Consider the following 15,652-nt stretch of genomic DNA (forward strand, 5'->3'; position numbering starts at 1 on the left):
CTCTCATTAAATCAGTACGTAGGAATATCACGATGGAATTTTCAGCCATTTTGCAACGACGCGATTGGGAAAACCCACAGTCGGTTAATATTCATTGCTTAAAAGCACACAGTCCATTAGCCAGCTTTCGCTCTCTTGCTGACGCACAAGAAAATCAGCGTTCTCAACGCACTTCATTAAACGGACAATGGAAATTTCACTTATTTTCGGCACCAGAAGCCGTCAATGGTGAATTTATTAAACCTGAATTTAATGACTCCGCATGGAATGACATCACAGTGCCCTCAAATTGGCAACTTCAAGGTTATGACAAACCTATTTATGCCAACGTAAAATACCCATTTGACGTCAATCCTCCTTATGTTCCAAAAGAGAACCCAACAGGTTGCTACCGCACAACGCTGTCATTAACAGAAGAAAACCTTAAAGAAACACAGCGTATTATTTTTGATGGCGTTAATTCCGCTTTTCATTTGTGGTGTAACGGTATGTGGATTGGTTACAGCCAAGACAGCCGTTTACCTACTGAGTTTGATCTAACAGAGCACCTTCATGTTGGTAGCAATACCTTATCGGTAATGGTGATCCGTTGGAGTGATGGCAGCTATTTAGAAGATCAAGACATGTGGTGGCTAAGTGGAATATTCCGCGATGTCACTTTATTATCAAAACCAAAACAGTGCATTGAAGATGTGTTTGTTACTCCTGATTTAGATGCCTGTTATCGTGATGGCAGCTTATCGATTGTCACGACCATTAATGCACCAGTAACTTCTCAAGTTCAAGCTCAGCTTTTTGATGAAAACGGTGCCGTTACTGACGCTATCATTGCTTCACCACATAACAAACGCATTGATGAGCGTGGCTCGTATGACAATGTTATTTTCCAAACACTGTCAGTTCGAGATCCAAAAAAATGGACCGCTGAAACACCAAATCTATACCGCCTTGTTGTTTCATTATTAGACGAAGACGGACAACATATTGAAAGTGAAGCCTATCACGTTGGTTTTCGTAAAATTGAAATCAGCGATAGTCAGCTAAAACTTAATGGTCAGCCTTTATTGATCCGTGGTGTTAACCGCCATGAACATCACCCGGAACTTGGGCATGTGATGACAGAAGAAGATATGATCCGCGATATCTGTCTGATGAAACAATATAACTTCAATGCCGTACGTACTGCGCACTACCCTAACCACCCTCGATGGTATGAACTGTGTGACGAATACGGTTTGTATGTGTGTGATGAAGCCAATATTGAAACGCATGGCATGATCCCAATGAACCGCTTATCAACCGATCCTCAGTGGACACACGCCTACATGAGTCGTTACACACAAATGGTGTTACGTGATAAAAACCACGCCTCTATTATTTTGTGGTCGCTAGGTAATGAATCAGGCCATGGCTGTACTCATAATGCAATGTACGCTTGGTCAAAACAATTTGATCCCTCACGTCCTGTTCAATATGAAGGTGGTGGTGCAAATAGCACGGCAACTGACATTATTTGTCCAATGTACGCACGTGTAGATACCACCATTGAAGATGACGCCGTTCCGAAATGGCCAATTAAAAAATGGGTTTCATTACCAAACGAACAACGTCCATTAATCTTATGTGAATACGCACATGCGATGGGCAATAGTCTGGGTAGTTTTGATGATTATTGGCAAGCCTTCCGTGAATATCCTCGCCTTCAAGGTGGTTTCATTTGGGATTGGGTTGATCAAGGGATCAGTCAACACGATGAAAATGGACAACACTTCTGGGCTTACGGCGGTGATTTTGGTGATGTCATTAATGATCGTCAATTCTGTATTAATGGGTTGATGTTCCCTGATCGAACGCCACACCCTACGCTAGAAGAAGCAAAATATAGCCAACGAATGATCAGTATTGAATTGATAAAACAAACATCAAATCAATGTACTTTACGTATTCATAATGAACATCTTTTCCGCACGACTGATAATGAAGTATTGCAATGGAGTTTATTAGAAAATGGCGTTGCAATGTTAACCGGTGAACACGTATTAAATACAGAGGCGAACGATAAAGAAACCGTGAATCTAGACCTCACATTCACCACAAAACCACAAGCGCAGTACCACTTATCCATTGATGTGGCTTTACTTAATGATACTCTTTGGGCGTCAGCGGGCCATGTAGTGACAACAGAGCAATTTGCACTCACCAATTCAAATGGATTAATGCTCCCTGCAACCAACACCCTAGTTGCTCCTTTATTAACAGAAGATGAGAACCACGTATTTATTACCAGTCATAATGAAGTGCATCAATGGCAATTGAATCGTACGACGGGTCTTTTGAGTGATTGGCAAGTCAACGGTGAGCCTCAGTTTTTAGCATCACCAAAAGATAACTTCTTCCGTGCGCCATTAGATAATGACATTGGTGTGAGTGAAGTCGATTTCGTCGACCCAAATGCGTGGGTATGTCGTTGGGAAGAAGCCGGTATAGGTCACTGGAAGCAAGAGTGCATAAAATGTCATGCTAATACCACGTCTGATTCTATCGTGGTCAGCTCGACGTTTGCGTACCAACACAATAATGAAGTTCAAGCACTCTCTGTTTGGAATTATACGTTCTGTGATGATGGTGAAATGTCGCTTGATATCTCAGTGACATTAGCAGATCACTTACCACCCATGCCACGTATTGGCTTAGAGCTTGAACTGCCATTAAAACAAGAAAATATGAATATATCTTGGAAAGGATTAGGGCCATTTGAGAACTATCCTGACCGTTTAGCTGCCGCACGTTTTGGCCACTACACTCAATCGCTAGAAAATATGCATACACCGTATATTTTCCCGACAGACAGTGGGTTGCGTTGCCATACTAAGTGGCTGCAAGCTGGTGATATTGAAATCATGGGCGACTATCAATTTAATGTCAGCCGATACAGCTTAGAACAATTAACAAATGCCAAACACACCAATGATTTGCATGAAGAAGATACGCTCTATTTACGAATCGATCATAAACACATGGGCGTTGGTGGTGATGACTCATGGAGTCCAAGCGTTCATAAGGAATATCAGTTAACCGATAAATCTTACCGTTATCAATTAAGTTTTAAACCTAAAACGCATTAAGCTCACTAACTCAAATCAAATCCTCAGAATCACGGTTCTGAGGATTTTTTTGTTTTTCTTATCGCTATGTTAATTACATTGCTTTATTTAAAGATAAAATCCTTTATATTAAACAAGTTACTTCATAACAAACCAATACTCCCTACTGCACAAATAAGAATAAGAGATTTCTATGGCCACCATTAAAGACGTAGCAAAAGAAGCAGGCGTATCAATTGCGACGACATCCCGAGTCATTAACAATGCCCCACACACCAGTGAAAAAGCGATTGTTGCTGTCAAAAAAGCCATGGAAACCTTAGGTTATCGCCCCAATTCAAACGCTCGTGCTTTAGTGAGTAAAACCTCAAATACCATTGGTGTATTGGTTAATGATGTTTCAGCTCCTTTCTTTGGCTCTATGGTAAAAGCCATTGATACGGTTGCCAATGAACAAGGGAAACAAGTCCTTATTGGTAATGGATATCATGATGCGACTAAAGAAAAAAACGCCATTGATTTGTTAATTAATAGCCGTTGTGAATCATTAGTGGTGCACAGTAAAGGGTTAAGTAATGAAGTACTGATTAAGTTAGCTGATGAAGTTCCGGGCATGGTTCTTATTAACCGTTTTATTCCTGAAATTGCGTCTCGTTGCATTGCACTTGATAATTATAAAGGATCTTACCTTGCGACGGAGCACTTGATCCGCCAAGGCCATCAGCACATCGGTTATATCTGCTCAAGTCATGACATTGATGATGCCCATGACCGTAAAACCGGTTACTTACAAGCATTAGAAGATAATGGGATTACTGTAAAAGAAGAATACATTGAGTATGGCGAACCCGATGAAGAAGGCGGAGAGCAAGCAGTTATAAACTTAATTGCCAAGAATACGCCGATTACCGCTATCGCCACTTATAACGATTATATGGCCGCTGGATGCATGGCATTATTGCAAGAGAACGGGATTCGGATCCCTGAAGACATGTCGGTCATTGGGTTTGATGATGGTCATATTGCTCGCTATATTTATCCTCGATTAACGACTATTCGTTACCCTATCCAAATCATGGCGAATCAAGCGGTAAACTTATCTCTCAAATTAGCGAGTCGCGATGCTGAAGAACAAACCGATCATAAGTTATTTATTCCAATTTTAGTTCGTCGCTCTTCTGTTGGTTGTATTTCATCGAAATAAATACACATTAAAACCAACAACCTTAATAGTAACTTATAAACCTGAATCATTTTCCATGGCATGCTGAGCCCTCGGCATGTCATTATTTTTAATCGCTTTCTTATTTAGAGCGTATTTCCATGCCAAGAACCGAAGCTACAATGAATAAAAGAATGAATATTATTGCCTTAACTTGGCCAATATTCATTGAAACGCTACTTCGCACTGCCATTAATACCAGTGATGTTTTCATGCTATCTAGCTATTCTGATCACGCTGTTTCTGCTGTTGGGGTTATTTCTCAAATATCCTTTTTCCTAATCGTAGTCTCTAGCATGGTCAGCAGCGGTACTGGCATATTAATCTCTCAATACAATGGCGCTGGTCGTTACGACGACGTCGTCCATGTAGGTATTGCCAGTGTATTTCTGGCTATTATTGTCGGGATACTTCTCAGTTTGTTTGCCGTAACTGGCGCCGAATATTTGATCCCTCTTTACAATTTAGAAGCCCAAGTCGAACAGTACGCAACTGAATATTTATTAATTAGCGGAGCGTTCACCTTCTCTATCACCATTGGTATTGTATTCTCAACAATTCTACGTAGTCACGGATACGCAAAATCCCCAATGGTCATAAATCTCATTGCAGGCGCGATTAATATCATCGGTAATTACTGTGCTTTGTATCAACCTTTTGGATTGCCTGTTTATGGCGTTGCTGGTGTTGCTATCTCAACCGTATTTAGTCAATGCATCGGCACCTTATTATTTTTGGTGGTGCTGCGTAAAAAAGAAATCACTTTACCACTCGCTCAATATCGTGGCGTACCAAAAGCGATATACAAGAAAATATTAACCATTGGTGCCATGAATTCAGGTGAAGTACTTTCTTATAATATGGCGCAAATGGCGATAGTATTCTTTATCGTTCAAATGGGTACCGCGTCATTAACCGCCTTCACTTACGCACAAAACATTGCTCGTATTTCTTTTGCCTTTGCCCTTTCTATCGGTCAAGCCAGCCAAATTCAGACGGGATATTTTGTCGGCAAAGGATGGATAGATGACATTACTTTAAAAGTACAAAAATATTTTGTCGTCAGCTTTATTGCCTCTTTAATTATCACTATCACGATTTATCTTTTCCGATTCGAGATCATTGATGTATTTACCCAAGATCCTGAGGTTATTCTTTTGGTCGCAAGCTTAATTACAGGCTCAATACTGCTTGAAGCAGGTCGTGTATTTAATCTTATATTTATATCTGCCTTAAAAGCGACAGGAGACATTAAATTCCCTGTTCAGATGGGAATACTAAGTATGTGGGGCATCGGTGTCGTAATGAGTTACTTCTTAGGTATACATTGGGGTTATGGTGTATTAGGAGCCTGGCTTGCCGTTGCCATGGATGAGTGGTTTAGAGGGTTGATTATGGCTTATCGTTGGCGAGCAAAGAAATGGATAAAATACACGCTATAGCTACAACATATTACTCTATTAACTAAAATATGATGTGCTTATCTCGATATAATTAAAGTTTTACTAAATTAATGATAATTTGAGTATCGTACTAAGTGTTAATTCAGTACTATATCAAAAGAATAAATTATAAAACGATTGGCTGGAGGATGAATGGCAACGTTAAAGGAAATCGCCAACGAGGCTAAAGTTTCATTAGCAACCGTATCTCGCGTATTGAACGAAGATCCGACGTTGAGCGTAAAAGAAGAAACCAGACGACGCATTTTTGAAATTGCTGAAAAGCTAGAATACAAGACAAGTAGCACTCGAAAACTCGCTGCCGTATTACCAAAACAAGTACAAGGAAATCTTCACTTTTTAGCGCTTTATAATTATAAGCAAGAAACAGAAGTGAATGACCCTTATTACCTAGCAATTCGTCATGGTATTGAAACCCAATGTGATAAATTTGATATCGCATTAACCAATAGCTATGAAAGTAATCTTGATATTAAAAACCATAACGTTGATGGTATTTTACTCGTTGGCCGCCAAAGTAAAAAGCAGCTGAAAGAGATTCAAAAGATCTGCAGTAATATTGTTTATATTGATTACACCGATCACGACCAAGAATTTGATTCTGTTGATATAGATCTAACAAGGATCAGTAAAGAAGTGATCAACTACTTTATCAATCAAGGTTACGATCGCATTGGCTTTATTGGTGGGCAAGATGATATTGATTGCTCTGATATTCGTGAAGAAGTCTTTACTGAATACGGCCAATTAAAAGGCGTGGTCTCTGAATCTGATTTATATCGTGGTGCGTTTTCAAGCTCATCGGGCTATAAGCTTGCAAAAATCATGTTAGAAACCGATCACCCAAGTGCGTTATTTATTGCCTCAGATTCAATCGCTATTGGTGTATTACGTGCCATTCATGAAAAAGGCTTACGTATACCTGACGACATCGCGTTAATCAGTGTGAATGATATTCCGACAGCGAAATTTACCTTCCCTTCTCTGTCTACCGTTCGCATTCATTCTGAACTGATGGGAAGCCAAGGCGTTAACTTGTTGATTGAGCGTCGTCGTGATGAACGTGTTATCCCTATCAGAGCCTATATTCCGAGTAAGTTACGTTTACGTGATACCACTAAAAAATAAATGACTCGAATCACTTTTTACTGATATTAAGCAGCGTTTATCTCGCTGCTTTTTTTTACATCTAAATTTTAACGAATTATCCTACTCTTTTCTATTTCTGCACAAAACCGCATCACTTCACACTTATTTTATCTATTTATTAATCAATTCAAGTTAATGAATTGTTTCTACAACTCAGATTAACGTTACCAAGCTCACAAAGCTCAGTTCATTATGTGACCAAGTTAAAAGTAAAACAATTTACTGATTTGCTTTACTAAAACTTTAGTTAATATCTTTTACCAGAGATTGATTTATTACCTATTAATAAGAACTATCGGCATCGTCCGGGAGGCTACACGTGAACAATTGGGAAAACTTCTTCCGTTTAAATGAGAACCGCATGGCACCACGCGCTTACTTCTTCTCATACGATTCAGTTCAGTCTGCAAAAACATTCCAACGTGAATTAAGCAGCCACTACCAGCTATTAAGTGGCCAATGGACTTTCAACTTCTTCACTAACCCGCTGCTTGTGCCTGACGAGTTCTACTCTGAACACATGAGCGATTGGGGCAATATTACTGTTCCTAACATGTGGCAAATGGAAGGTCATGGCGATCTTCAATACACAGATGAAGGCTTTCCTTTCCCTATCGATGTTCCTTTTGTACCAAGTGATAACCCAACAGGCGCTTACCAACGTACATTCACTCTAGGCGAAACGTGGAACGACAAACAAACTATTATCAAATTTGATGGCGTAGAAACTTACTTTGAAGTGTACGTAAACGGTAATTACATTGGTTTTAGTAAAGGCAGCCGTTTAACCGCAGAATTTGATATCTCTGAATTTGCACAACAAGGTGAAAACCTGCTTTCTGTTCGTGTGATGCAATGGGCTGATTCAACCTATATTGAAGACCAAGATATGTGGTGGACAGGCGGTATCTTCCGTGATGTTTACCTCGTAGGTAAAGAGCAAGTTCATGTTCAAGACATTACGATTCGTGCTGATTTTGATGAAAACTATCAAAGTGCGACATTGTCTTGTAAGGCACAATTAGAAAACCTAACAAATAGCTCAATATCTAATTATTCACTTGGTTACGCACTGTTTGATGGTAAGACGGCTGTTTCTGAAGGTTCTGTAAATTCGCTTTCTTTTGATGCGAACCATAGTGTCGATATCAAGATTGATATGGAAAACCCAACGCATTGGACGGCAGAAAATCCTTACCTATACCAACTTATCCTAACTCTAAAAGATGAAAACGGTAAAACACTAGAAATCATCCCAAACCGCGTTGGTTTCCGTGACATTAAAGTGCGTGATGGCCTGTTCTACATCAACAACAAATACGTAATGCTGCATGGCGTAAACCGTCACGATAACGACCACTTAAAAGGTCGTGCTGTAGGTATGGATCGTGTTGAGAAAGACATCGTATTGATGAAGCAACACAACATTAACTCTGTTCGTACTGCACACTACCCTAACGACCCACGTTTCTATGAACTGTGTGACGTTTACGGCTTATTTGTTATGGGTGAAACCGATGTAGAAACACACGGCTTTGCTAACGTTGGAGATTTAAGCCGAATTACCAATGATCCAGAATGGAAAGACGTCTTTGTAGAACGAATTCAACGCCATATTCATGCACAGAAAAACCATGCATCAATCATCATGTGGTCGCTAGGTAACGAATCTGGCTACGGCTGTAATATCAAATCTATGTACGATGCTGCAAAAGCAATTGATGACACTCGTCTGGTTCATTATGAAGAAGACCGTGATGCTGAAGTGGTTGATATCATCAGTACCATGTACTCACGCGCTCAACTAATGAATGCCTTTGGTGAGCACCCTCATAATAAACCACGCATCATTTGTGAATACGCACACGCAATGGGTAACGGCCCAGGTGGGTTAACTGAATACCAAAACGTGTTCTACAAGCATGACTCTATTCAAGGACATTATGTTTGGGAATGGTGTGATCACGGCATCCTAGCTAAAGATGAAAACGGCACTGAGTTCTTAAAATACGGTGGCGATTACGGCGATTATCCAAACAACTACAACTTCTGTATGGATGGCTTAGTTTACTCGGATCAAACTCCAGGTCCTGGCTTGAAAGAGTACAAGCAAGTTATCGCACCAGTTAAGATCCAAGCGAAAGACGCAGCAAACGGCATTTTCACAGTAGACAATAAACTGTGGTTCTCAAACCTTGATGACTACACCATTACCGCAGAGATCCGTGCCGAAGGCGAAACACTGCAAAGCACCACGCTTAAAGTAGAAGGTTTGGTTGAAAACTCAAGCCGTGATATTGAAATCGCACTGCCAGAGCTAGACGGCCGTGAAGCCTTCATTAACTTCACTGTGCGTAAAGATTCTCGCACTCTATACAGCGAAGCAAATCACGACATTGCGATTTACCAAGTTCAGTTAAAAGAAAACACAGAGCAACTGCCAGTGTTCTCTAACAGCAATGCGATAGCTCTTGATATCACAACATCTCGTTTAGATTATGTAGTGAAAGGGTTGAACTTTGCGCTTACTTTCTCAAAAGTGAACGGTAAATTAACCTCATGGCTAGTGAATGGCGAAGAGTTAATCGCAAGATCACCTAAACTGAATTTCTTCAAACCAATGGTGGATAACCATAAGCAAGAGCATGAAGGTCTGTGGGAGCCTGCGCATCTTCAAATCATGCAAGAGCACTTCCGCTCCATCGACCTTGATGCATCAAATGGTAAAGCCACTTTCACGGTAACCAGCATTATTGCGCCACCTGTGTTTGATTTTGGTATGCGTTGTACTTACGTTTATGAAATCAATAAAGAAGGCCAGTTAAATATTCAGTTATCTGGTGAACGTTACGGTGATTACCCTCATGTTATCCCTGTGATTGGTTTAGATCTTGGCATCAATAATGAGTTTGACCAAGTTCAATACTACGGCCGAGGTCCTGAAGAGAACTACCAAGACAGCCAACAAGCAAACATGATTGATGTATACCAAACCACCGTTGCGAATATGTTTGAGAACTACCCGTTCCCACAAAATAACGGCAACCGTCAACACGTTCGTTGGGCATCGCTAGCCAATCGTCATGGTAGTGGTTTGTTTGTTAAACCTGAGCAAGATATTAACTTCAGCGCTTGGTTCTACACTAGCCAAAACATTCACGAAGCACAGCACACGATTGAGCTTGAGAAGAGTGGCTACATCACACTTAACCTTGACCATAAATTAATGGGCTTAGGTTCAAACTCTTGGGGCTCTGAGGTGTTGGATTCATACCGTGTTTACATGGATAAATTCCAATACGCACTGACTTTGGTTCCATTCCAAAAGGGTGGCTGTTCACCAAAAACATTAGCTAATCACACATTTACCTCAAACACGACATTCACTTCAAAAACAACAGTTGAAGGCGGAGAAAAGTAATGATCATTTTAGACAACCTAGAACAATTTAAAGTGGTATATCGTGACGGCCGTAAATGGAACCGTTGTGTAGAAGCAATTGAAAACATTGCGAATCTTAGAGATGGCATTATGTATTCGATTGGTGATTCTCTGGTGTACATGATTGAAGATGGCGTGGCTAAAAACACTGAAAACTTTGTTGGAAACCGTCGTTACTTCGATATTCATTACTACCTAGAAGGTCGTGAAACGATAGAAGTCGCTGATAAATCTGAACTAGAAAGCGTGCAAGCGTATTCAGATGAAACGGACCGTGAGCACCTAAATGGCAGCGGTCAAATACATCAACTTTGTGAAGGCCAAGTCGCAGTATTTGATAACAGTAAAGCCTACAAATTCCATGGCGATAGTCGTGTTCGTAAAGTGGTTCTAAAAGTCACTATCGAAGACGGTTACTTCCTGAATAAATAAGCAATAGAAAACCAATAATAAACGGCATCTGAAAATATATTCAGAGCCAAATAATAGGGAGAGATTGGATCGCAAATCGCAACCAAATCTCTCCCATCATACCTACAATATGTGATTCATCGGAGTACCTTATGTCTACATCAACACGAGGCACCATAGGCAAGTTCGCCTTGCTGTCTATGACCTTTGCAGCAGTTTATAGCTTCAATAATATCATTAACAATAACATCGAAATTGGCTTATCTTCCGCCCCGATGTTCTTTCTTGCTACTCTACTCTATTTTGTTCCATTCTGTTTAATAGTAGCTGAATTTGTATCCTTAAATAAAAGCTCTGAAGCTGGCGTTTACGCATGGGTAAAAAGCTCATTAGGTGGCCGTTGGGCATTCATCACGGCCTATACTTATTGGTTTGTTAACCTATTTTTCTTTACCTCTTTACTGCCAAGAATTATCGCTTATGCGTCTTACGCTTTCTTAGGGTTCGAGTACATATTTACGCCACTCACTACGGCGGTATTAAGTACCCTACTCTTTGCAGTAGCAACGCACGTATCAAACAATGGTGCAAAACTGTTAGGGCCAATAACCTCTATCACTTCATCGTTAATGTTACTACTCACTTTGTCATACATTCTTCTATCAGGTGGTGCACTTCTTGGTGGTATTGAACCAGCAGACCCAATCACTATTGAAGCAATGACTCCAACATTTAACTGGGCATTCCTTGGTGTAATCACATGGATATTCATGGCGGCAGGCGGTGCAGAATCGGTTGCGGTTTATGTAAACGACATCAAAGGCGGTCACAAATCGTTCGTTAAAGTGATCATCATTGCAGGTATCTTTATCGGTGTGCTTTATTCTGTCGGTTCAGTCGTTGCTAACGTGTTTGTCTCTCGTGAAGAGCTTAAATTTACTGGTGGCTCTGTTCAAGTATTTGAAGGCATGGCAAGACACTTCGGTCTTTCTGAAATTATCATGAACCGTTTTGTTGGTATCGTCTCGTTTACTGCAATGCTAGGTTCGTTACTAATGTGGACAGCTACACCAGTTAAAATCTTCTTCTCTGAAATTCCAAAAGGTATTTTTGGTGAAAAGACAGTCGCCCTAAACAAAGAAGGCGTCCCAGTACGTGCCGCATGGATTCAATTCTTAATCGTTATTCCACTGATGTTTATCCCAACATTAGCGTCTGATACGGTACAAGACTTAATGAGCACCATCATTAACATGACAGCGGCAGCCTCTATGCTTCCACCACTGTTCATCATGATTGCGTACTTAAACTTACGTATAAAACTGGATCATCTAGAGCGTGACTTTAAAATGGGCTCTCGCTTCACGGGTATCACGATTGTTTCTATCTTAATTGGTATCTTTACGGTTGGTTTCTTTGCGTCAACCTTCCCTACTGGTGGCGACATCATGACCATCATCTTCTACAACGTCGGTGGTATTGTTATCTTCCTTGGTTATGCGTGGTGGAAATATAGCAAGTACGAAAAATCATTATCTAAAGAAGAACGAATTGAAGAAGCAAAACCTTCTGTTCAATAATTCATGGTTTTTTAATTAAATAAAACTAAACAGAAAAAAAACGAGAGTAATCACACTCTCGGTTTTTTTATTTTAATTAATACTTTATCCGTTATTCGCCATCGATTTTTCCCTATTTGTAAACTACGTTTATTCTAGATAATAAAAATCAATGGTGTGTTATGAACTCCCTAAGAATAAGAATAAAAAACAAACTACTATTGCCACTGCACATTCATATATCGACGTTGTTTACGGTAATGATCGTAGTCATCTGTTCGGTGCAAATATACATAACCAACAAAGGTATTAATCACCTTTTGCTTGAAGCTACCTCAAGCATTTTTTCCCGAGTATCAACCGAAACAAGTAACTTAATAAGAAGTGAATACCGACCTGTATTTAACGCAATCTCTAAGCTCACCAAGAGAGATATAGTCCATACCGAAACATTAGAGCACCGCAACGCTTACTTTACCGAATTAGCGATGCTATTAGATTTACATAAACACGTTTCAACTTATCGTATTACCTTTCCAAATGGCGATTGGTTTGGGGTTGGTATATTAGGTAATTCTTTATTTAGAAAAAGACTAAACGCACCAGAGAGTACCTACTATTTCTTCATCAATCATAACTCTGTTATCGAAAATAAAACCACCGTTTTTTTCTACGATGATCAAGCACGTTTTATCCGTTCAGATGAACTTAATGAACATCAATATGACCCAAGAAATGAAAATTGGTTTAAGAATTCAAACAAAGAAAAAATTGTTTTATCTAAACCTCGTTACTTTTCAGGATTACAACAATTTGGTTTAACCCTTCATAAGAAAGCTGAGAATAACGTTGTTGTAAGTGCTGATATTTTAATGGAAAAACTCAGTCACGTATTAAAAAGTACGACTATTTACCCTTCCTCTCTTAGAGTGCTTTACGATGAAAAAAGCATCGTTTACGCAAGTAATGCCCCTAGCCTCGCTTTAATTAAAAAAGAAGAAAGTAAAATTATTAATTTGAGTGATTTATTTAACCCTGAGGTATTAAATTCAATTAATCACATCAATTTAGACCAAGAAATTCAACCATATCAAAATAATGGCGAAAAATGGTATGGGAAAATATTTTCGGTTCAAATTAATACAGAGCGAACATTAAACTTATTGATTGCGGTAAAAGAATCAGAGTTATTATCTAGTGCCTATATTATTCGCCAACAAACCATCTTGTGGTCTTTCGTTATCCTTATTCTATCTATTCCTTGCGTCTACTTCCTATCACAAAGAATATCAAAGCCAATGCAACAAGCCACAGAGCAAGCACGATTAATATCTACATTTGATTTTTCATCTATCGATCAAACTCCTACTAAAATTCTTGAAATAGAAAATCTAACCCGATCGATTTCCAGCATGAAATCAGCAATAGAAAATTACTTCAATCTAACGAACTCAATATCAAAAGAAAATGATTTTGATGAATTAATAAAACTCATTGGCCGCAGTACTGCCGAAGCAACAAAAGCAAACGCTGCTTATCTTTACCTTGTTAATGATGCAGAAACGCACATAGAGCCTCAATTTGCATGGAGAGCCACCACACAAAACGAAGACATTAGTCAATTAGAAAGCTTTGCTCTAAATGATGAAAAAATAGCAAAAATAATTGAACACATGATGATCAAAAAGAAACCCTTTGAAAACCTTAATATTAATCTGCTCGACAAACAAGAACAGGGCAAATTGGGTTTAAACAGTGAACAAATATGGTCTATCACCTTTCCTTTATTTTCTAGAGAAAAACAAACCATAGGGGCAATGGTATTAGTGTTTGATGTGAAAGAGAGCGAGTACATTCGTCATACTCAATTTCACTACTTTGAATCCTTAGTGAATTATACCGCGATTGCTCTCGATGGAAGAAAAATGCAACAAAATCAAAAGAATTTACTCGACTCTTTTATTCAAATAATGGCAAGTGCGATAGATACAAAGTCTCCTTATACTGGAAACCATTGCCAGAAAGTGCCTTTATTAACCCAATGGCTTTCGCAAGTGGCAAGTGATTCTTCCACTCCACCCTTTAACGATTTTAAACTGAGTTCAACACAACAAGAAGAGTTAAGAATTGCTTCGTGGTTACATGATTGCGGTAAAATAACCACACCAGAATACATCGTTGATAAAGCAACAAAATTAGAAACTATTTACAATCGAATTCATGAAATAAGAACAAGATTTGAAGTATTAAAACGTGATGCTGAAATAAAACAATGGAAACAAGCGTTCAACAACACACTGCCTGATGAGTATAGAGAAGAACTGGAACAAGAATGGCAACGATTAGATGAAGAATTTGCTCTTATTGCGAGGGTAAATGTGGGTGATGAGTTCTTATCAGAGCAAGACGCTGAAAAAATTCAGAAAATTGGTCAACAAACCTGGGTACAGACACTAGATAATAGTCTTGGTCTGGCATGGGAAGAAAAAGCACGCCTGAATAGCTCAAATAACATCCGAGTTCCCTTAACGGTTACTCTCTTACAAGACAATCAATCCCACTTAATTCCGAGAACAACCAATACAGATCAAGATCCACGCTTTACATTACAACCTCCAGAATACACAAATAATATTGGTGAAGCCTATAATCTATCGATTCAGCGCGGTACGTTAAATAATGAAGAGCGATTCACAATAAATGACCATATTATTCAGACCATTAAAATGCTGGAAGCTCTCCCATTTCCAAAAACGATGAAGGATGTTCCAAAAATAGCAGGTGGCCATCATGAAAAAGTCGATGGCACTGGTTACCCTATGGGACTAAAAGCAGAAGAAATGCCACTCACCGCACGAGCAATGGCTATTGCTGATATTTTTGAAGCCCTAACCAGTCACGATCGACCATATAAGAAAGCAAAAACATTAACGGAATCTTTAAAAATCATGAGCTTCATGGTTAAAGATAAACACATAGATAAAGCCTTATTTAATTTGTTTTTAACCTCTGGTCTTTATCTCAAATACGCAGAAATACACTTAAACCCAGAACAATGTGATGACGTTGATATTAATAACTACCTAAGCTAGTCGTATTAGCGCTACTTTCTGGTTTATTGCGCACGACAACCCAAATAACCTTCCGTACTTCCTATGTCTGACTTCTTTGCACCTATAAATATGGGTGCAAAGTTATTTCTTTTATTTTTCTACTGATCACTATTCTCTATGCTAGCGTAGATCCCCATCACAGTTTGCTGTTTTTTTATTCCCGGTTTAATGACAGAACTCACAGTAACTT

Annotated in this window: 8 protein-coding genes; all 8 read left to right on the plus strand. The window is 39.2% G+C overall.

Translation table 11 applies throughout. From position 1 onward, the window contains the following. The first annotated feature begins 32 nt into the window (after positions 1–32). The 8 genes from A6E06_RS12300 to A6E06_RS12335 all read left to right on the plus strand — a co-directional run bounded on the left by A6E06_RS12300 (position 33) and on the right by A6E06_RS12335 (position 15,441). Positions 33–3,125, plus strand: a complete 3,093-nt coding sequence (locus A6E06_RS12300) for a beta-galactosidase (protein ID WP_065593435.1) — start codon at positions 33–35, stop codon at positions 3,123–3,125. Positions 3,126–3,297: 172 nt separating this feature from the next. Then, entirely contained in the window at positions 3,298–4,308 is a 1,011-nt protein-coding gene (locus tag A6E06_RS12305; protein WP_065593434.1) for a substrate-binding domain-containing protein, read from the plus strand. Positions 4,309–4,427: 119 nt separating this feature from the next. Further along, on the plus strand, positions 4,428–5,768 hold the full coding sequence (locus A6E06_RS12310; protein WP_065593433.1) for an MATE family efflux transporter: 1,341 nt from the start codon (positions 4,428–4,430) through the stop codon (positions 5,766–5,768). A gap of 153 nt (positions 5,769–5,921) precedes the next feature. Then, the gene (gene ebgR, locus A6E06_RS12315; RefSeq protein WP_065593432.1) at positions 5,922–6,917 is read left to right on the plus strand and encodes a transcriptional regulator EbgR; all 996 of its coding nucleotides are present in this window, start codon (positions 5,922–5,924) and stop codon (positions 6,915–6,917) included. Positions 6,918–7,257: 340 nt separating this feature from the next. Further along, positions 7,258–10,359: a beta-galactosidase subunit alpha gene (gene ebgA / locus A6E06_RS12320; RefSeq protein WP_083190329.1), complete on the plus strand. Its 3,102-nt coding sequence runs from the start codon at positions 7,258–7,260 to the stop codon at positions 10,357–10,359. Further along, positions 10,359–10,811 (plus strand): beta-galactosidase subunit beta, encoded by a 453-nt coding sequence (locus tag A6E06_RS12325; protein WP_065593430.1) that lies wholly within the window; start codon positions 10,359–10,361, stop codon positions 10,809–10,811. The genes ebgA and A6E06_RS12325 overlap by 1 nt, the downstream gene beginning before the upstream one ends. A 131-nt stretch (positions 10,812–10,942) precedes the next feature. Continuing rightward, positions 10,943–12,370 (plus strand): amino acid permease, encoded by a 1,428-nt coding sequence (locus tag A6E06_RS12330; RefSeq protein WP_065593429.1) that lies wholly within the window; start codon positions 10,943–10,945, stop codon positions 12,368–12,370. A gap of 161 nt (positions 12,371–12,531) precedes the next feature. Beyond that, entirely contained in the window at positions 12,532–15,441 is a 2,910-nt protein-coding gene (locus A6E06_RS12335) for an HD domain-containing phosphohydrolase (RefSeq protein WP_255312085.1), read from the plus strand. Positions 15,442–15,652: the final 211 nt, after the last annotated feature.

Origin of the sequence: Aliivibrio sp. 1S175 (assembly GCF_001690985.1) — a bacterium.
Taxonomy (GTDB): Bacteria; Pseudomonadota; Gammaproteobacteria; order Enterobacterales; family Vibrionaceae; genus Aliivibrio.

Coding starts and splice junctions, on each gene's coding strand:
- A6E06_RS12300 (WP_065593435.1), top strand. CDS start 33: ATGGAATTTTCAGCCATTTTGCAACGACGCGATTGGGAAAACCCACAG.
- A6E06_RS12305 (WP_065593434.1), top strand. CDS start 3,298: ATGGCCACCATTAAAGACGTAGCAAAAGAAGCAGGCGTATCAATTGCG.
- A6E06_RS12310 (WP_065593433.1), top strand. CDS start 4,428: ATGCCAAGAACCGAAGCTACAATGAATAAAAGAATGAATATTATTGCC.
- ebgR (WP_065593432.1), top strand. CDS start 5,922: ATGGCAACGTTAAAGGAAATCGCCAACGAGGCTAAAGTTTCATTAGCA.
- A6E06_RS12325 (WP_065593430.1), top strand. CDS start 10,359: ATGATCATTTTAGACAACCTAGAACAATTTAAAGTGGTATATCGTGAC.
- A6E06_RS12330 (WP_065593429.1), top strand. CDS start 10,943: ATGTCTACATCAACACGAGGCACCATAGGCAAGTTCGCCTTGCTGTCT.
- A6E06_RS12335 (WP_255312085.1), top strand. CDS start 12,532: ATGAACTCCCTAAGAATAAGAATAAAAAACAAACTACTATTGCCACTG.